The 18,598-nt window shown below is 60.0% G+C and carries 19 protein-coding genes; 7 read left to right on the forward strand and 12 right to left on the reverse strand.

All coding sequences use genetic code 11. From position 1 onward, the window contains the following. Nucleotides 1-111: 111 nt before the first annotated feature. A complete protein-coding gene (locus tag BKP54_RS02775; RefSeq protein ID WP_084814237.1) occupies nucleotides 112-1,002 on the reverse strand; it encodes a LysR family transcriptional regulator in 891 nt (296 codons plus the stop codon). Nucleotides 1,003-1,163: 161 nt separating this feature from the next. On the opposite strand from BKP54_RS02775, the gene BKP54_RS02780 reads away from it, so the two are divergent. Next, on the forward strand, nucleotides 1,164-2,060 hold the full coding sequence (locus BKP54_RS02780) for a DMT family transporter (protein WP_084814268.1): 897 nt from the start codon (nucleotides 1,164-1,166) through the stop codon (nucleotides 2,058-2,060). Between the two features lie 297 nt (nucleotides 2,061-2,357). On the opposite strand, the gene BKP54_RS02785 is transcribed toward BKP54_RS02780, so the two are convergent. The 10 genes from BKP54_RS02785 to BKP54_RS02830 form a co-directional block, all read right to left on the reverse strand. Next, a complete protein-coding gene (locus BKP54_RS02785; protein WP_084814238.1) occupies nucleotides 2,358-3,110 on the reverse strand; it encodes an SDR family NAD(P)-dependent oxidoreductase in 753 nt (250 codons plus the stop codon). Between the two features lie 5 nt (nucleotides 3,111-3,115). After that, nucleotides 3,116-3,868, reverse strand: a complete 753-nt coding sequence (locus tag BKP54_RS02790; protein ID WP_084814239.1) for an SDR family NAD(P)-dependent oxidoreductase — start codon at nucleotides 3,866-3,868, stop codon at nucleotides 3,116-3,118. Then, nucleotides 3,865-4,896 (reverse strand): proline racemase family protein, encoded by a 1,032-nt coding sequence (locus tag BKP54_RS02795; protein WP_084814240.1) that lies wholly within the window; start codon nucleotides 4,894-4,896, stop codon nucleotides 3,865-3,867. Before BKP54_RS02795 ends, BKP54_RS02790 begins: the two co-directional genes overlap by 4 nt. Next, the gene (locus BKP54_RS02800; protein ID WP_025430609.1) at nucleotides 4,893-6,362 is read right to left on the reverse strand and encodes an aldehyde dehydrogenase family protein; all 1,470 of its coding nucleotides are present in this window, start codon (nucleotides 6,360-6,362) and stop codon (nucleotides 4,893-4,895) included. Before BKP54_RS02800 ends, BKP54_RS02795 begins: the two co-directional genes overlap by 4 nt. Before the next feature lie 97 nt (nucleotides 6,363-6,459). Beyond that, nucleotides 6,460-7,692: an FAD-binding oxidoreductase gene (locus BKP54_RS02805; RefSeq protein ID WP_084814241.1), complete on the reverse strand. Its 1,233-nt coding sequence runs from the start codon at nucleotides 7,690-7,692 to the stop codon at nucleotides 6,460-6,462. Nucleotides 7,693-7,754: 62 nt separating this feature from the next. Then, nucleotides 7,755-8,633, reverse strand: coding sequence for a dihydrodipicolinate synthase family protein (locus BKP54_RS02810; protein WP_084814269.1), 879 nt, complete (start codon nucleotides 8,631-8,633; stop codon nucleotides 7,755-7,757). A gap of 35 nt (nucleotides 8,634-8,668) precedes the next feature. After that, nucleotides 8,669-9,334 (reverse strand): amino acid ABC transporter permease, encoded by a 666-nt coding sequence (locus BKP54_RS02815; protein ID WP_084814242.1) that lies wholly within the window; start codon nucleotides 9,332-9,334, stop codon nucleotides 8,669-8,671. A gap of 11 nt (nucleotides 9,335-9,345) precedes the next feature. Further along, complete coding sequence (locus BKP54_RS02820; RefSeq protein ID WP_025430605.1) at nucleotides 9,346-10,014, reverse strand: amino acid ABC transporter permease; 669 nt, start codon at nucleotides 10,012-10,014, stop codon at nucleotides 9,346-9,348. Nucleotides 10,015-10,024: 10 nt separating this feature from the next. Continuing rightward, nucleotides 10,025-10,795, reverse strand: coding sequence for an amino acid ABC transporter ATP-binding protein (locus BKP54_RS02825; protein ID WP_084814243.1), 771 nt, complete (start codon nucleotides 10,793-10,795; stop codon nucleotides 10,025-10,027). Between the two features lie 61 nt (nucleotides 10,796-10,856). Further along, entirely contained in the window at nucleotides 10,857-11,690 is an 834-nt protein-coding gene (locus BKP54_RS02830) for a transporter substrate-binding domain-containing protein (protein WP_084814244.1), read from the reverse strand. A gap of 198 nt (nucleotides 11,691-11,888) precedes the next feature. On the opposite strand from BKP54_RS02830, the gene BKP54_RS02835 reads away from it, so the two are divergent. The 6 genes from BKP54_RS02835 to BKP54_RS02860 all read left to right on the forward strand — a co-directional run bounded on the left by BKP54_RS02835 (nucleotide 11,889) and on the right by BKP54_RS02860 (nucleotide 17,766). Then, entirely contained in the window at nucleotides 11,889-12,608 is a 720-nt protein-coding gene (locus BKP54_RS02835; protein ID WP_025430602.1) for a GntR family transcriptional regulator, read from the forward strand. A 3-nt stretch (nucleotides 12,609-12,611) separates the two neighbouring features. Beyond that, nucleotides 12,612-13,394 (forward strand): pyrroline-5-carboxylate reductase, encoded by a 783-nt coding sequence (locus tag BKP54_RS02840; RefSeq protein WP_084814245.1) that lies wholly within the window; start codon nucleotides 12,612-12,614, stop codon nucleotides 13,392-13,394. A gap of 251 nt (nucleotides 13,395-13,645) precedes the next feature. Next, nucleotides 13,646-15,379: an adenylate/guanylate cyclase domain-containing protein gene (locus BKP54_RS02845; protein ID WP_084814246.1), complete on the forward strand. Its 1,734-nt coding sequence runs from the start codon at nucleotides 13,646-13,648 to the stop codon at nucleotides 15,377-15,379. Nucleotides 15,380-15,595: 216 nt separating this feature from the next. Beyond that, complete coding sequence (locus BKP54_RS02850; RefSeq protein ID WP_025428240.1) at nucleotides 15,596-15,901, forward strand: hypothetical protein; 306 nt, start codon at nucleotides 15,596-15,598, stop codon at nucleotides 15,899-15,901. Nucleotides 15,902-16,163: 262 nt separating this feature from the next. Continuing rightward, a complete protein-coding gene (locus BKP54_RS02855; RefSeq protein ID WP_084814247.1) occupies nucleotides 16,164-16,391 on the forward strand; it encodes a hypothetical protein in 228 nt (75 codons plus the stop codon). A 301-nt stretch (nucleotides 16,392-16,692) separates the two neighbouring features. Further along, on the forward strand, nucleotides 16,693-17,766 hold the full coding sequence (locus BKP54_RS02860) for a GSU2403 family nucleotidyltransferase fold protein (RefSeq protein WP_084814248.1): 1,074 nt from the start codon (nucleotides 16,693-16,695) through the stop codon (nucleotides 17,764-17,766). 236 nt (nucleotides 17,767-18,002) lie between these two features. Here BKP54_RS02860 and BKP54_RS02865 read toward each other — a convergent pair. Then, nucleotides 18,003-18,598: 4Fe-4S dicluster domain-containing protein (locus BKP54_RS02865; protein ID WP_198956809.1), on the reverse strand; the 596-nt coding region annotated here is incomplete at its 5' end.

Below are 18,598 nucleotides of genomic sequence, written 5' to 3' on the forward strand. Positions count from 1 at the left end.
CCTGATCGGACAGTCCCGAAATAACCTAAACTCGCGACGGGACCGACGTTTCCCTGCCGTCCCTCTTGGAGACCACTATCAGATCTTCGTTGCTTCGTGCATGCGGGGGAATTAACTCGCCAACGTTAGACCTCCATGGCGGCTGATCTCTTTTTCCATCTGCACGATCAAGGTGTCGAGTGCCGGATTTCTCGTCCCGCGGGCTCGTCGGATAACATAGGCCAATGATGGCGGGGAAGGCAGACGGCTGTTGACTACCACCATCTCACCGCGAATATGCCGATCGCTCAAGAGCGCCACACCCATAGCCGCGTTGACCGCCGAGACGATTCCCGCGGCACTTGAGCATTCGAAAACGGTTTCCAAAACCACTTCGTCGTCTTGACCAATGTCGAGTGCCCACTGGCGATAAAAACAATCATCGTCGAACGAAAGAAAAGGCATAGGCCCGCACTCGGGCAGAACCAAATCCGGATGTCTCACCCAATGGAGGTTCTCCCGGAGAAGGACGACATCGGTAGGCCGGACCTCGTGTGCGAAGACCTGAACGATGGCGGCGTCGAGTTCTTTCCGATCAAGCATGGCGCGAAGAACGAGGCTCATCCGTACCTTCGTACGGACGGAAACATTCGGATGCAGATGTCGAAATCGTCCGAGTATGCGAGCAAGGTCGCTGCACGCAGTATCCTCGGTGAGCCCAAGCGCGAGACGCCCTGCCAATGGTGTCTTCGAAAGGCTTAGGAGCGCCTCGTCGTGGATTCCTAGAATTCTGCCGGCATAATCGAGCAGATCTTCGCCAGCCGCGGTAAACGTCGGCCCCCCAGACGTGCGGCCGAGCAGTTCGCAATCGAGGCTCGTCTCAAGTCTTTTGATCTTGTGGCTGACTGCAGATTGCGAAAGGCCCAAAGCCCGAGCTGCTCGGGTGACGCCACCGTGATGTCGGATTGCCCACAATGCCCGCAAAGCGTCGATCTCCAGACGGCGATTGGTGAGTTCGTTCAAGACCCAGATCCGTTTCCAAATTTCTGTGACGCTTCATATCACACGAGAACAAACTGCATGACATTTTCTTGCGAAGTGTCATGCATTGATCGAAATTTGTCATGTGCGTCGTGGCTGCGATTTGCATATCGAACGGTGTCCGTTTCCACACTGAGTTATCGATGACAGATCAGCCCCTCTCCGCCGCAGCCTCAAACAACAACCGTCTTTTATGGCCACTCCTGGCAACGCTCCTGGTTGTTGGATGGAGTTCCGGGTTCGTCGGAATTCGCTACGCCGCCGAGGAAGCGAGTGTGATGCTGGTGCTATTCTGGCGCACGCTTCTGTCAGGCCTGATCCTGCTTCCCTTTGCACTGGCGATCGGCCCAAGGATCAGCCTGCGCGCGGTGTTGGATCAGGCACTCTTCGGTGTCATGGCCGTGTTTCTCTATCTGGGTGGTTTCGCGCTGGCGATCGAACAGCGAGTGCCGACAGGGCTAGTCGCACTGATCGCGGACCTCCTGCCGCTTGCGATCGCGGGCCTTTCGCAACCCGTCCTCGGCGAACGTCTGACACGGCGGCAATGGCTTGGAACGGTGGTCGCGGTGGTCGGTGTGCTGATCGTGTCTTTCGAGAGCCTGAGCTTCGGTACCGCTCCGCTCTGGGCCTATGGGTTGACCGTCGGCTCGATGTTCGTCTTTGCAATCGCCTCGGTTCTGTATAAGCGGCGGAAGAGCCATCAGATGCCCCTTCATCAGGGACTTTGCATCCAGACGCTGACGGGTTCGGTGCTCTTCGGCTTGTGCGCTATGATGCAGGGCGATCTCGTCCCCCCGATGACGCTAAACTTCGCAATGGGTACGGCTTGGCTGGTCCTGATCGCGACCTTCCTCGCTTACGCTGTCTACTACACCAGTCTTCGCCTGTTTCCGGTGGCAAAGGTCAGCGCTGCGATCTACCTCAGCCCGCCCGTGACTATGTTGTGGGCGTGGGCGCTGTTTTCCGAGCCTCTCACTTTGGCGATGTTCTTGGGATTGGCTGTGACACTCGTAGGCGTCTGGCTAACCTCCCGCTATTAGTCATCTACTCCAATTCTTCCGGCGGCTTCACTGCAATAGGTTGAGGGTATCCGAGCAACCTTGTCGGCCGGCCACGCCCAGCTCCCGTCCCTAACATGATTGCCTCTCTACTTCGCCAAGCATGGCTGATCTCGGTGTGGATTCGACCGAATTGGAGTTTGTCAAAATTTTCGGCGCGCCAGTGATAGCATGGGCGCGGCCTTGGGTGGCTGGAGCAGCAGATCTCGCAAAATGCGGCCTGTCGATCCGACCATCATTCGAATTCCTTTTGGTGCCGAAACCCAGGGTATCTGGATGTCACCCAACGGCCTGCGCACCGGTGATTTCCACCAGTGATCCGCACATGAATGCCGCTTCGTCAGATGCGAGGAAGGCGACCAGCGCAGCGACTTCTTCGGGTTTGCCAATGCGACCGAAGGGCACAAGCTTGTCGAGGTCGGCGATGGTGCGTCCTGAACGCTTTACGCCGGCCTCCAGCATCGGTGTGTGGATTTCGCCGGGGCAGACGGCATTGACGCGGATATTGTCGGGCGCATAGTCGCGGGCGAGGTTCTGCGTAAAGCTGGCAACCGCCGCCTTCGTCACGTTGTAGGCGATGTGGTTCGGCGCTGGATACAGACCCCATTGGGATGCGGTGTTGACGATCGCACCACCGCCCGCATCGATCATGTGGGGAAGTGCCGCCTGGCAAAGGTGGAACATCGCATCGACATTGACCGCGAAGCTCAGGCGCCAGTCGTCCGGCGTGAGCGAAAGTAGATTGCCGCGGCGGTTGATGCCTGCATTGTTGCAGAGCACATCGATGCGCCCTTCGGTTGAGATGACGTTCTGGATGATGGTGCGGCAGCCCTCGGCTGTGGAGATGTCGCTGGCCAGCGCACGGGCGTTGCCGCCCTCGGCTGCGAGCTGCGCGACAGTCGCCTCGGCGCCTTCAAGATTCATGTCGGTGACGATCACCCGCGCGCCTTCGGCGGCAAAGCGGGCGCTGATCGCCCCTCCTATCCCACCGGCGGCGCCTGTGACGATGATAACTTTTTCTTTGAAACGCATGGAAATTACCTCATGTAGCTGCCGCCATTCACGTCCAGGACAGCACCGTTCAATGAGGCCTGTGAGGGGCGGAAGGCAAAGGCGGTGATCTCACCGATTTCTTGCGGGTCGGCCATCCGGGCGATAGGGATGCCGGCCAAGGCTGCAGCCTCGCCGTGCTCGGCGATATAGGCTTCGGCCATTTCGGTGCGCACCCAGCCCGGCGCAAGCGCGACTGAGGTTACACCTTCATGCCCATGGCTTTGCGCGATGGATTTGGTGAGGTTGAGCAATGCGGCCTTCGAGGCGCCATAGGCCATGGCGCTGGACGTATAGCCACGCTGGCCGGCGCGGCTTGCCATGTTGACGATCCGCCCGCCGCCATTCTGACGGAAATGCTGAATGGCAAGCTTTGACAGATCGACCGCCGACAGAAAGTTGACCCGCATTTCGCGCGCCCAGACCCGTTGCCACTCTTCCATAGTGGCCTCGATCGAGACTTCGGACCGGATGCCGGCGTTGTTGACCAGCCCCGTCAGCCTGCCGGCGAGTGCCGTGGACTGGTCCCACAACGCCTGCGGACCGGCGGGGTCTGACAGATCGGCAGGCAAGCACCAGCCCTTGCCGTCAAGCGACGCCAGAAGCGTCTCTGCGGTATCGCGGTTCCGGCCATAATGGATGACAACCTTGGCACCGTCAGCCACCAGCGCGCGGCAGATCGCCTGACCGATCGCACCCGTGGCGCCGGTCACAAGGATGGATTGTCCTGAAAGCTTCATAGTTCACCCACTTGCGGACCCCAGGTGTCCGACAGGGCAAACCCCTGCGCGAACGGATCCTTCGGATCCAATCGCAATTGCTGGCGGCCGAAGACATATCCCTGGCCGGTGATGCGCGGCATGACGGCTGGGCGTCCTCCGACCGTGGTCTCTCCCAGGATCTCCGACGTGAAGGTGCCACCGATGATGCTGCGCGAAACGCAACTGTGACCGGTTTTCGCCCTCCCCCGTGCGTGCAGGATTGCGAGGTTGGCCGAGGATCCCGTGCCGCAGGGCGAACGGTCAACGCGGCCCGGCTTCAGCGTCGTGCATGTGACGACAGAACCGTCCGCCTGATACTCGCGGAACATCACATAGGCGATCTCGTTCAGGCCGGGGATCTCAGGGTGGTCTACCGCAACCTGATCCGCCAGCAGCGATTTGATCTCCGTTCCCGTCTCAGCAAGTGCGCGGGCCGCTTCCGGCACGATGCGCAGCCCAACCTGATCCACGTCGATCTGGGCGTAGAAGACTCCGCCAAAGGCAATGTCGACTTTGATTGAGCCCCATTTCGGCGTGTCGATCGCAGCATCGAGTTGCTGGACAAATGCTGGCACGTTGTCGAGGCTGACCGACAAACACCGGCCGTTTTCGCAACGCGCCCGGGCAACGATCAGACCGGTTGCCGTGTCCAGGCGGACAATAGTTTGCGGCTCAACCATTTTGACCCGGCCGGTTTCCAGAAGGGCCGTGACAACGCAAATGCAATTGGAGCCCGACATCGGATGGGCACGGTCCGGCTGCAGCACGATAAATGCGGCATCGGCATCGGGCCGGGTCGGAGCCAAAAGCAGGTTCGTCGTGTGAACAACCTGCGCCCGCGGCTCGCGCGTCAGGAACAGACGCAGTGATGGGTCCACATCGTTGAGATGGTTCATCTTGTCGAGGATAGTCGCGCCCGGAATTTCGGGCGCGCCATTGAGGAGAACATTGCCGCTTTCGCCCTGGCAATGGACCAACAGGATATCGAGCTCCTTGTCGAAGGTCATTTCAGATACCATCCCCAGGGTTCATCGCTGACCAGGCGAGTGATCTGTTTGGTCTCCAGATAATTGTCCAGGCCCCAGCGGCCGAGTTCGCGGCCGATACCGGACTGCTTGTAGCCGCCCCATGGCGCTTCGGTGAAGGTCGGCTGCGAACAGTTGATCCAGACGATGCCGGCGCGCAAGGCGGCAGCCACGCGTTCGCAGCGTTCGTCGTCCGCCGACATAACCGCAGCAGCCAGGCCAAAACGCGAGTCGTTGGAAACGCGTATCGCCTCCTCCTCGGTCTCAAAGGGACGAATGCAGACCACCGGACCAAAAATTTCTTCGACCCAGGCGTCGCTGTCGAGCGCCGTATCTGTCAGGATTGTGGGCGCGACCCAGAAGCCCTTGTCGAAGATATCGCATCTGCCGCCGCAGGCCACCGTCGCGCCCTGTTCGACAGCACGGTCGATATGGCGCAAAACATCCTCGTACTGGCCCTTGTTGACGAGCGGGCCGAGCAGAACACCCTCTTCGAGGCCATTGCCCATCTTGATTTTCCTCGCTTCCTCCACCAGCCGCTCAAGCAGTCGCGGATAAAGCGATGCCTCAACGAGAACCCGTGAGGTGGCCGAGCACACCTGACCCTGGTTCCAGAAGATGCCAAACATGATCCATTCGACGGCCTTTTCGATATCGCTGTCGGCGAAAACGACGAAGGGAGATTTGCCGCCCAGTTCGAGGCTGATGCGTTTAATGTCTTTTGCACCGACGGCCATGATACGCGAGCCGACCGGTCCCGAACCGGTGAAGGCGACCTTGTCGACCTCAGGATGTTCGACCAGCGCCTGTCCGACGACCGAGCCCTTGCCGGACAGGATATTCAGCACGCCTTTGGGAAGGCCGACCGCCTCGGCAATCGCCCCAAGCTCAAGCGCAGTCAGCGACGTGGTTTCGGCGGGCTTGAGTATCATGGTGCAGCCGGCCGCCAAGGCCGGCGCCACTTTCCAAGAGGCCATGAGAAGCGGATAGTTCCAGGGAACGATGGCGACGGCGACGCCAAGCGGCTCGCGCACGGCCTTCGAGACAAAACGCGCATCTGCAAGCTTCACCTCTTCCACCTCGCCGTCCAGTTCCTCGGCCAGGTCCGCATAGAAATCGAAGCAACCGGCTGCGTCGGCAAGATCCCACTCCGATTCCGGAAGCGGTTTGCCGTTATCGCGGGTTTCCAAACGGGCCAACTCCGGCATGCGATCGCGGATGCACTGCGCAATGGCGCGCAGATAGGTCGCACGCTCCTTGCTCGAAAGATGGGGCCAGGGACCATTGTCGAAGGCCTCTCGGGCCGCCTTCACGGCTGCTTCGGCCTCCATAGCGCCAGCCGCGGCAATATGGTGGAAGACCTCTTCGGTCGCCGGATCGATGACCGAAAGCATGGCCCCGTCCGCAGGAGCGACCCATTGGCCGTCGATAAAAAGTTTGTTCTGCATGATATCCTCACAAGTAACGCTTTGGGCGGCCACGGGCCTGAAAACTGTGGCCGGCTGTAGCTGCTGCCGAGAGATCCTTTGCCATTCAATCCTCCCTTCAGAACCGGTCGATACGATAGGGACGCATGTCCACGGGGGGCGTCACGCCGGTGATCAGATCGCCCATCAGGCGCGCTGTCGTCGCCGCATAGGTTACCCCCAGATGGCCATGCCCGATCGCATAGAAGAGCCCTGGCACCTTCGCCGAGGCTGACATCACCGGCACGGTATCCGGAAAGGCCGGGCGATGGCCCATCCATTCGGAAACGTTCTCGCGACGCAGGTTCGGCAAGGCCGTCTGCGCTCGCCGAACCGTCACTTTGGCGCGACGGTAGTCGGGAGCGGCGTCGAGACCGGCCATTTCGACCGTGCCACCGACACGAATGCCGCCTGCCGTCGGCGTAACCATGAAGGCTCGGGCGGGCCAGATGATGGAGTGGCGCATCGAGATGCCGGGAGACATGATCTGCGTATGGTAGCCGCGCTCGGTCTCCAGCGGCATCGGTTCTCCCAACATTTTTGACAGAAGGCCGCTATGTGCCCCTGCGCAGATCATGACCTCGTTGGCGGCAATATGCCCACCGCCGACGAGCCGGACGGCGGTAATGCGGTCGGACCATTCAAACCCCGCGACCTCGCCGCGCCGGATTTCACCCCCGAGCGAGGTGAATTTCCGGGCCAGACTGTTCACCAGACGGAAGGGGTCGCGCAGGCTTCGGTTCTGGGGGAAGAGGACCGCAACACCGATGCCGTCCGACAGCTCCGGTTCGAGTTCACGGGCCTGCGCACCCGTCAGCCGCTGATGCGGGAAGTCGAAGCGTTCCAGGATTTCGATATGCTCTCGGTCGGCGCGAAACTCCGCCTCGTTGCTGTAGAGCGAGAGGCAACCTTCCTCCGTCAACTCACCTTCCAGGCCGGTCTCACGCAGCAGCGGCAACAGATCGTCGTAGACGCGCTTGCACAGGGCCGCTCCCTGCGCTTCAAGCTGCCGCAGCTTGCCGGGCCTCGAAGCGGCGACAAATCGGGCGAACCAGGGAACCAGCTTTGGCATATAGCCCGGACGGATACGAACCGGGCCTTCCGGGTCGAGCAGCCAGCCGGGAATCTGCCGCCAGATCGACGGACGCGAAGCCGGCATGAACTCCGTCACGGCAATGGAAGCCATATTGCCAAAGGACGCACCGCCCCCGACATCTCCCTTGTCGAGCAAAACCACCCGTCGCCCACGCTTTTGCAATTCGTAGGCGATGGTGGTGCCGATGATACCTGCGCCAACAACCACAGTGGTCATGCCGCTCTCTTTCCAGCCAGGCTTCAGGGTTGACCGGGAGGTTGTCGCCCGGTCATATCGACTTACCAGTTCAGGATCGGCTGCATGGCAGCACGGAACTCGGCTTTTTCCTCATCCGTCAGCGGACCGAGCGGAGCCCTGCATTCGCCAACTGGCGTACCCTGGACTTCGCAGCCATATTTGAGCTTTTGTACGAACTTGCCCGATTCAAGGATGTTCATCGCCGTGTAGAGCGTCGCCATCTGCTTCTTTGCCTTGGCGAGATCGCCAGCCTTGAACGTGCGGTCGAGATCGCAGACGGCCTTCGCCATGCAGTTGGCAGGTCCGCAGATCCAGCTGTCGGCTCCCCAGATCATGAAATCGAGAGCGATGTCATCAGAACCGGAAACCAACTGGATGCGACCCTCGTAGCGGGTGGCGATACCGATGGCGCGCTGCAGGGAGCCCGAACTTTCCTTGATGCCGATGATGCGTGGATCGTCGGCGAGCGCGTCGAGAACGTCCCAGCCCAGTTCGACCCCGTCCTTGTCCGGATAGCTGTAGAGCACGATCTTCACGTCGGTTGCGTCCAGAACGGTGTGGAAGTGCTTGATCAGTTCGGCCTGGGTTGGCTTGGTGTAGAAGGGTGTCGCCAACAAGACGGCGTCGTAGCCCATTTCCTTGGCGCGCAACGTGTTGGCGATAACGCCGGCTGTCGACGGCGCGTTCGTGCCGGCGATCAGGATCTCGCCAGGCTTCGCAAAGTCCTTGACGAACTTCAGCACCTGGTCACGCTCGTCGTCGGACATGAAACTGTATTCACCTGAGGACCCGCAAGGCACCCAGCCCGTGACGCCCGCTTCACGCAGATTGGTCAGATGCTTTTCAAAAGCGGCAAAGTCGATCTTACCTTGCGTATCGAAGGGGGTAACGAGGGCGGGCATGACGCCTGAGAGTTTCATGGAGATCTCCATTCGAGGGTTCAGATGGGAGGCCGTCAGACGGCCAGTCGCTTGAGGATGCGTAGTTCGATGACGGTGACGGCGCGCGTCAGGGGGAAGGCAATGATGAAGTAGATGAACGCGACGACGGTCAGCACTTCGACCGGGCGGGCCGTGTTGTTGGAGATGTTTTGGCCGACAAACATGAGGTCTACCATGCCGACGGCCGAGACAAGCGCGCTCTCTTTGAAGAGACTGACACAGTTGGAGAGCAGCGTCGGTGCGGCGCGCAGTATGGCTTGCGGAAGAACGACGCTCGTCGTGCGCGCCCAAGGAGAAAGTCCGAGCGCCACACAGGCATCCAATTGTTCGCGTCCGACAGATTTGAGCGAGGCCCGGAAAGTCTCGCTGCTGATCGCACCCATATAGAGCGTCAGCGCGATCACGCCGGACGCCATGTTGGAGAGCTCGACACCGAGGACCAGCGGCAGGCAGAAGAAAACCCAGAACAGTTGCACGAGCACGGGCGTGCCGCGGAAGAACTCCACATAGACATTGGACAGGCCGCGCAGGATCGCGCTCCTGGAGGTCCTGGCGAGCGCCAGCAGAAATCCGAGGACGCAACCGAGCACGATGCACATCAGGGTCAGTTTGAGCGTCATCCAGAGGCCGAACAGGAGCGCCTCCTGGAATTTGAACACGATCGCGAAATTGAACGTCATCGCTCGCCTCCTCAGCTTGCCAGGGCTTCGCGACGGCGTTCCAGATAACCGACGATCTGGGACACCGGAAACGAAACGGCGAAGTAAACGAGCGCGACGATGGTGAACGTCTCGATCGGGCGGTAGGTCTGGGTGGCCAGGGTCTTGCCCTGGTACATCAGGTCCTGAACGGCGACGATGGCAACCAGCGCACTCTGCTGGAAGGCGCCGATGCCATTGGTGAGCAGAACCGGAACTGAGTTGCGAACGGCCGCGGGCAGGACGATGTAGAGGATCCGTTGGAACGGTCTCAGACCTAGCGCCACGCCTGCATCAAGCTGCTCCCTTGGAACGGCCTGGATGGAGGCACGATAGGCTTCCGCATTGAACGCCGCGAGATTGAGCCCGAGCGCCAGAATGCCCATCGTGACGGAGCCCAGGAACACGTTGAACAGCATGGGAACACAGTAGAAAAACCAGACGATCTGTATAATCGCCGGTGTGCACCGGAAAAACTCGATGAAGAGCGTGATCGGAAGGCGGATCACCGCAAAGCGGCTCATGACGAGCAGCGCCAGCACGAAACCGAGCGTCAGGCCGATGGCATTGGCGGCGATCGTGAGTTCGACCGTGACGAGCAGGCCATCCCAGAGCGGTCCGAAATTGCGAAAGACGGACGCGAAGTCAAAACTGTAGTTCATGGCGTCCTCCTCAGTGCCTTATGTGGAACACCCGCTCGATGAACTCGCGCGTGCGCTCCTCCTTGGGAGAGCCAAGCACCTGGTCTGGCGGACCATCTTCGACGACCACGCCGCCGGCGCAGAAAATCACGCGGGAGGCGATGTTCTTCGCAAACCACATGTCGTGGGTCACAATGACCATCGGCATCTGCTGCTGGGCGAGCTGCAAGATCACCTGTTCGACTTCGGCCACAAGCTCGGGATCGAGCGCCGAGGTCACCTCGTCGAACAGCATGAGTTTCGGATCGAGCATCAAGGCACGGGCGATTGCCACCCGCTGTTTTTGACCGCCCGAAAGCTGGGCGGGATAGGCGTTGGCCTTCTGTGCCAGACCGAAGCGGGTCAGCAGTGCCATCGCTCTCGCCCGGGCGTCGGCCTTCTTCTCTCCCCTCACCTTCATCGGTGCGAGGATCAGGTTTCCGATCACGTCGAGATGCGGGAATAACGTGTAGTGCTGAAACACCATTCCGATCGACCGCCGGACCTTGGCATCGATCGTGGTCTTGCCGTTGCCGTTTGCGCAGATATAGGGCTTTCCACCGAAACCGACGGACCCGCTGTCGATCTGTTCGAGGCCCATCAGGACGCGCAGTAGAGTGGACTTGCCACCACCAGAAGGGCCGATGACGACAACGCGGTCACCGGCGTTCATCTCTATGTCCAGGCCCTGCAGTACCTTCACCACGCCGCCGTAGCTCTTGTGAAGACCTTCGATTTTAACGAGTGGAGCGGTATCCGACATCGTCCAAACCTCCTCCTTGAGGCAAAAAAGCGGAGCCGCCGGAAGGCGGCCCCGGCATTGCTCAGTTGCTGGCTTTGAGAACCTGGTCCACTGCCTTGCGGATCAGTTCCTCAACGTGTCCCGTTGCAACGCGTTCTTCTAGGAAGATGTCGACCACCTCGACATCGGCGGCCGAAAGCTGGTGCGGCAGGCCGAAGGCGACGCCCTGTTTTGCAAGCGCCGGAGTGGGGTTCAGCGCAACGGCCCAATCCGGGTTCGACTGCGTGAAGAGCTGGTTGGTATCCGACGCGTCGACAAGGATGTCCGCGCGCCGGGATACGACGGCAAGGCGTGTTTCATCGTTGGTTGGCAAGCGCAAGATCGTCGCAGTCTTGACGGCCGCGGAGATCGCCTTGTCCTGTGCCGTGCCCGACATCACCGCAAGCGTGATGTCTGCCTTGTCGATATCGGCAACTGCGGCCGCGCCAGCCGGGATCTTCGGATTGTCCTTATTGTAGGCAAGCGAGATCTGATACTCCATCGCCGGAACGGAGAACTGAACGGCCATGGCCCGTGCCGGTGTCCGGTTGAGCGCCAGCGACACGTCCCATTTCCCGGCCTGCAGGCCGGCGACGATATTGTCCCAGGTCGTGTCGACGAATTCGGGCTTCACCTTCAAAACTTCCGCAAACTCCCGGCAGAGGTCGGCGAAAAATCCGGAATATTCGCCGCTTGCTGGATCGCGCATGACATAGGGCGGAGCGACCGCTGCTCCGCAACGCAGCGTCCCGGTTTTCTGGACGCCCTGCCAGTATCCTTCTGCGGTCTCAGCCGATGCGGCTGTGGGAGAAAAGCTCGCCACCAGGACGAGCGCCGCCGTCGCCCGCATCGCGGACGTCATCACTCTCGAAAGCATGTGTATTCCCCATTTCTGAGCGCGTAATGCGCGGTTCCACCGGTCGGCTGTGGCCGTTCTTTTGTCTTTTTGTGTCGGCTACGTGTCGACTGACAAATTTATGTCGTCTCCGTGTCGACAAAGTCAAGCAGAAATTTTACAATTGCTGCGCGGTCGTTTTTCTGGCCCAATGCCGACGAAATACGGAAAGGGACGTAAGTGTCTGACGAGATTGAATCGAAACGGGTGCGCGGTACCGGCTGGAAAAGCGTCTACGACACGCTGCGAAACGAAATTCTCGCGCTCGCCCTGCCGCCTGGCCAACTGCTGGATGAGATGACGCTTGCCGAGCGCTTCGATATGTCCCGCTCGCCAGTGCGCGAGGCCCTGATCCGGCTGGCGGGCGAGGATCTGGTGGTCACGCTTTCCAACCGCAGCACGATCGTGGCGCCGATCGAAGTTGCGAGCTTTCCCAAATATGTTGAAGCACTCGATGTTGCCCAGCGCATGAATACCCGGTTGGCCGCAGCTCTCAGGACCGATGCGGACCTTAAGATCATCTCCAGGCGTCAAAAGGAATTCGAGACCGCGGTCAGGACCGGCGTGCACCTGAAGATGTCGGAGGCCAACAAACAATTCCACATGGCCGTCGCCTACGCTGGGAAGAACACCTATCTCGCTTCCTTCTACGAGCGGCTCCTCAACCAGGGTCAGCGCATGCTGCACCTGCATTTCGAATATCTCGAGCGCACCGGCGACGGCTATCTCTTGACCGACGAGCATGAGTTGATGCTGGAGGCGATCCGGGCGAAGAACGTCGAGCGCGCCGACGAACTGGCGCATGCCCACACCCGGCAATTTCAGGACAACTTCATCTCGTTCCTGCGCGAGAACTACACGACCGACGTCGCCTTCGGGCCGCTCGCTGCTGCGGAATAGACCATGCCCCTCCCCCAGAAGATCGGATTCATCGGAACCGGAGCGATCACCGACGCAATGGTGCGTGGCCTGCTCGCAGAGCCGGCCGCCGTGTCACAGGTCATGCTTTCTTCGCGCAATGCGGAGATTTCCGCGAAACTCGCAGCGGATTTCCCCGCCGTTCTCGTCTCAAGCGATAATCAGGCGATCGTCGATGGTTGCGATACCGTCGTTCTTGCGGTCCGGCCACAGATTGCCGAAGCGGTCATCCGCCCCCTGCAGTTCCGCGACGGTCAGAAGGTAATCAGCGTCATCGCTGCAACCGGTCGACCCACGCTATCGGACTGGATCGGGGCGGATGTGAGCCTGACGCAGGCGATACCACTGCCTTTTGTCTGCAGGCGCAAGGGTGTCACGGCCGTCTATCCACCGGACCGGGAGACCGCTGAAATTTTCAATGTGCTAGGCAGCGCCGTCGAATGCGATACCAGGGAGGAATACGATCTACTCGCGGCGGCGAGCGCCCTGATGGCCACCTACTTCGGCATCATGCATCGCGCGACAGAATGGCTCGCCGAAAACGGCCTCCCGGAAGAAAAGGGCCAGGCCTATCTCGCACCCCTCTTTGCTGGCCTTTCCGAAACGGCGCTCCTTGCCGACAAGGAGGTCGATTTCATTGAGATGAGCCGTGAATTTGCCACCAAGGGTGGCCTGAACGAGCAGGTATTCAGAGACTTCGAGGAAAATGGCGGGAGTCGCTCAATCATGCTCGCGCTCGACCGCGTTCTAGCACGAATACGCGGGTAGGCCGACGCAGGTCCCTGCGCCAGACTACCCCATTCGACCTCTACGCGGATGTTCTGGGCGGCAAATTAGTTTTTGCACGGCACCCATCGCCTTTCCAGAGCATCGAGGAAGCGCGCCAAGCGCTCGTAGGTTTCTGGACCATTTGTCCAGCACGCGAATAGGCCCGACACGGGATAGAGCGCGGCCGGCGCCTTTTGCGGCACTTGAGAGTACGATAATATCTTCCGTCACCTCATGCGGAGACGACCGCAATGGCGAAGCAACGCGTTGATCGGCGGCTGGCGGCCATTATGGCGACCGACGTCGTCGGCTATGCGCGGCTCATGGAAGCCGACGAAACGCGAACAGTTCGGTCTATTAAACGGCTGCAATCCTCAGTTCTTCAGCCAAGTGTTGATGCCCGAGGCGGCCGGGTTGTCAAGTTGATGGGCGACGGCTCCCTCGTGGTCTTCAGCTCAGCTGTGGAAGCGGTGGATTGTGCGATATCAATTCAATCGAAGCTTGAGTCCCGCCGACAAACCCAGAGAGTAGATTTCCCGCTTGTCTTGCGGATCGGTATCAATCTCGCCGATGTGGTGGTCGAAGGTGATGACGTCCTGGGCGATGGTGTAAACGTTGCAGCCCGCCTGGAGGCGGCGGCGGAGCCAGGTGGCATATGTATTTCTGATCTCGTTCACCGGCAGCTTGGGTCGGGTCGCTACTTGGAATTTGTCGACGGCGGCGAGATATCACTCAAGAACATAGCCCGTCCCCTCCACGTGTGGCATTGGGGGGAAACGCCGGCAGCCAGCCCTTCGATAGGCTCGCTTGCCAGGCCGACATCGATTGCTGTTTTGCCGTTTGAGAATTTGGACGGATCGCAACACCACGATATTTTCAGCGACGGAATTACTGAGGACGTCATATGCGGACTGGCGCGGTTTCGTTCGCTTACCGTCATCGATGCTAGCTCGTCATTCCGCTTTCGCGACCGGCACTCGGACCTGAATGAGATCAGCAAGAAGTTGGGTGTTACTTATCTTGTTCTGGGCAGTGTTCGGCGCGCAGGCGAGCGACTAAGAATTGCGGCCCAGCTCGTCGAAGCGGTTTCCGGAAAGCAGCTGTGGTCTGAACGCTACGACCGGGATGTCCAAGATCTATTCGCAGTTCAGGATCAACTAACCCGGACGATTGTCGCCACCCTCGTGGGACACATAGAGTGCGAGGATGTTCGCCAAGCACTGCGAAAACCAACAAACAGCCTGGCAGCCTACGAGTACTATCTGCGCGGCCTTGTGCATATGCGCAGCTATGACAAGGACGACAATCAACAGGCGTTCACGATGTTCAGTGCAGCACTGGAGCGAGATCCGCAGTTCGGGTTGGCACTTTCCCACCTCGCGTTGGCGAAAATCGCACTGAACGGCTACGCCAACTCACCATCCGGCGTTCTTGACGAAGCGCTAGCCCTGGCGCGTAGGGCGGTAACACTTGACGAAGGCGAGAGTGGTTGCCAACGATTGCTGGCACTTATTCACGTTAACCGACGTGAATTTGAGTTGGGTGAGCGACACTATCGTCGGGCCTATCAGATGAACCCCAACGACGCCAACACGCTGGTGCAAATGGGTGGCCTGCTGGCCCGACGCGGCAAGCTCGATGAAGCGCTGGAATGGATCGATGAAGGTTTCCGGTTAAATCCGTTTCCGCCGCCATGGTACAGCGCAGCCCTCAGCAACGCCCTCTATCTTACTGGCCGCTACGCGGAAGCCGCTGCCGCCCTGGAAGAACTACCAAGCCCAGGCCCATTCACGTGCGCGCGCCTGGTCGCCTGTTACGCGCAAACAGGGGATCCGATCGCAACCGAGAAGGCAAAACGTCAGCTGCTAGGGCTCTGTCCCGACTTCTCGATCGACAACTTCATCAGCCGAGGGCTGCTGCTGGAGCGTCCGGAGCAGCTGGATTTGTTCCGAAAAGGGCTTGTGAAGGCAGGATTGCCACCATGAGCGTTGATGCGCCGGGAACAGGGAAGACTAACCCCCGCGGGCCGCTCCGCATGATTGAGGCGAAATACCAGCCGAGGAGCGATGGTACGCCTCAATTCGGGGCGTCCATCCTGACCGGACAGTCAATCGATAGACGATGGGTTGTGCACAGTTTGAGTTGACCGTTTTCGATGGCGAGGCGACACTTGCAACCTGCAGCAGGACAGGAGGAAAATGATGGCCGAACCAGACCCCTGGCGCCACATGGCAAGCGCGCCGAAAAACGGCAGTCGGATCCTCGTTACGATCCGCCCGTCCGAACAGGGGGCGGCAGAAGTTGACCTCGCGTATTGGTCGAATGGCGATCAGTTCGGTGCAGAAGGCTGGCGCGCCTCTGATTCCTCGCCCGGCCGCATCATCGAATACGCCGAGCCCGAATTGAAGTGCTGGATGCCGATGCCCTCGGCCAATCTCAATCGCACCTCGATGCCCTCACCCTGGGAAGGCGAAGACGAGCGAGAACTCGACGGGTCAGGGATTTAAGAACTGCGCCGCCATGTTGCGCAGACATACCCGCAATTCAATTCACCTGAGATCGGCGACCCCGAGGGGCCGTAGCCGTCCAGATGCCAGCGACGTCGCGATAGGCCCTCGTCTTCAGGCCTTCCCCGCTGTCTGACAGGCCCGCTGCGTTGATGCCTCGGTTCAAAGTCATGTTGCCACTTTCATCTTGGTGGTGGACAATCTTCTCAGCCGACAGGCCGAGGAGCGGGTGATGAATTTCGAATAGGTCGGGCGAAGCCGAATGATGATGCGGCTGCCACGACACCGGAAACAGATTTCCGATGCCAACTTCCTTGCGATCAACGATCTGCTCGAAGCCTACGGCGTCGCCGCCATGAAGCGTGATGAGTTACGTGAGCAACTGATGCCAGATCCCACGGTGATCGAGGAGTATGAGGATCGCTGTCAGAAGCTAGAGGACGACATCATCAAGATGCTGGCAGGTGTGAGCCCGCGCATGGTGCGTTAGGAGCTATGTCACTCCCAATTGAGCGAGCTCCGGAGCCTCCCTCATGCGTCGCGTCATTTTCCGATCACCTTCTGATACATTTGATGAGTTGAATTCGTCCGGCGAAAGCCTTTGCTCCCGGCGTTGGCTAGCTCGTGATTTGCGTGCAGCCGCCACCCGAGTCGGCTTACCGCAAAGATCGACCGCGGCTGATGCCTTGACAGACGGCAGAAGAGTTATAATTTTTTCGCAGAAACATTATAACTCTTCTGCCGTCTATAATGTTTTAGCAAACTCATTATAACCGAGGCCTTCGAAGACCATGAGAGATATGGATCTTGTATTCCGGACGATGTTCGCGGAACTCGCCCAGCAGACGTTGGACGCTCAATGGCAGTCGGACTTTCCACTCGAGGGCCGCTTTGTCACGGTCCCGGTGAAGGGCAAAGACTATTTCTATTTCGACATCCCAACTCCCGAGGGCAAGGACAAGCGAACCTATGTTGGCCCCGCAGCTGATTCCGAGATCGCAGCGCGTGTCGGGCGACATCGCGAGATCAAGGACAACATCAAGCAGCGGCGACGATTGGTGTCCACCCTTCTTCGCTCGGGCGGCATGTCGGCTCCCGATCGGTTCGCCGGCGATGTCACGAAGGCGCTCGCGGATGCGGGGTTCTTCCGTCTGCGTGGCGTCCTCGTCGGCTCGGTTGCCTATGGCTGCTATTCGGGCGTCCTTGGCGTCCGGTTGCCCACGACGGCAATGCAGACTGGCGATGCCGACCTGGCTATGGATTTCGCGATCTCGCAGGAGGTCGATGACAGCCTGCCTCCGATCTTGGGTATCTTGGAAGCTGTCGACCCCTCGTTTCGGGCCGTCCCCCATCAGGCCGACAACGCGCGTGTGACTGCATTCGTCAACCGGACCAATTACCGGGTCGAATTCCTGACGGGCAATCGGGGGTCGGATGAATACACGGGTAAGCCTTCGCCCATGCCCGCTCTCGGCGGTGCGTCGGCGGAAAACCTCCGGTTCCTCGACTACCTCATCTACGAGCCCGTGCGGACGGTGCTGCTCCATCGGGAAGGCGTGAGCGTGAACGTGCCTGCTCCCGAACGGTATGCCGTCCATAAGCTCATTGTGGCTTCAAGGCGGCTGACAGACGCGCTCGGGCGGGCGAAGCGGGACAAGGACCTCCTGCAAGCGGCCACGCTCTTCGAGGCCATGATCCAAACCCGGCAGGGCGACCTCTTGGCAGACGCGTACCAGGAGGCATTGGATCGGGGGGCCTCGTGGCAGGAAGGCCTTGCGGCAGGCATCGCGCTGATGCCTGATAGCGGTAAGGAGGCGCTGGCGGGCGCCCTCGGTGTGGAAGTCAACGATCTCGGAAAAGGGTAGCGACATGACAGCGGTGGTCGTGTCATTTTTCGACACACGCGGCATAGCCGACTTTGGGTAAGCTTTATTTCATAGGTGATGGCGCTGAAGAGTTCCCCAATGTCTCCGTACAATAGTCGAGCCGCTCATGACATGGAGGCCAATGTTCGGAAACTTGCGACAGATATGGGCCAAGAACGCAGGCAGCCGACCACACGTCCTCGTCGACGCCCGAAGTCGGGCTCAAACGCCCGCCCTCACATGTTGGGATAGACCGGTCCCTCGCCGCCCTGCGGCGGCACCCAGTTGATGTTCTGGTTCGGGTCCTTGATGTCGCAGGTCTTGCAGTGCACGCAGTTCTGCGCGTTGATGACGAAGACCGGCTTGCCGTCCTTCTCCACCCACTCATAGACCCCGGCGGGACAGTAGCGCGTCGACGGACCGGCAAAGACGTCCAGTTCCGACGTGCGCTGCAGCTCCGGGTTCTTCACCTGCAGGTGGATCGGCTGGTCTTCCTCGTGGTTGGTGTTCGACAGGAACACCGAGGACAGCCGATCGAAGGTCAAAACACCGTCGGGCTTCGGATAGTCGATCTTTTTGTGCTGGGCTGCCGGTTCGAGGCTCTGCGCGTCGGTTAGCCCATGTTTCAGCGTGCCGAAGAACGAGAAGCCGAACAGCTGGTTGGTCCACATGTCGAGACCGCCGAGCGCCACGCCGACCACTGTCCCGAACTTCGACCACAGCGGCTTGACGTTCCTGACCCGCTTCAGGTCCTGGCCGATGGCGCTGTCGCGCCAACCACGCTCGATTTCGATCGGCTCGTCATTGGCGCGACAGCTGGCGATTGCCGCCG

Origin of the sequence: Ensifer sp. 1H6 (genome assembly GCF_001976035.1) — a bacterium.
Taxonomy (GTDB): domain Bacteria; phylum Pseudomonadota; class Alphaproteobacteria; order Rhizobiales; family Rhizobiaceae; genus Ensifer; species Ensifer canadensis.